This is a genomic window from Bradyrhizobium sp. Kon37, assembly GCF_055807535.1.
Window position 1 is genome coordinate 1 of sequence record NZ_JBVVOY010000260.1, and the last position, 275, is coordinate 275.

General features: G+C 54.5%; 1 protein-coding gene. It reads left to right on the forward strand.

Annotated features, from left to right (window positions below):
* Positions 1-275: DEAD/DEAH box helicase (locus AC0L3J_RS38065; RefSeq protein ID WP_473350562.1), on the forward strand; the 275-nt coding region annotated here is incomplete at both ends.

Sequence of the window (275 nt, forward strand, 5' to 3'; positions counted from 1 at the left end):
GTGCTGTGTCCTACGCGTGAACTGGCGGATCAGGTGGCAGGTGAATTGCGTCGGCTGGCGCGTTTTCTGCCAAATACCAAAATTTTGACGTTGTGCGGTGGTCAACCGTTCGGTATGCAGCGTGATTCGTTGCAACATGCGCCGCATATTATCGTGGCAACGCCGGGGCGTTTGCTGGATCACCTGCAAAAAGGCACGGTATCACTGGATGCGTTGAATACGCTGGTGATGGATGAGGCCGACCGCATGCTGGATATGGGATTTAGCGATGCCAT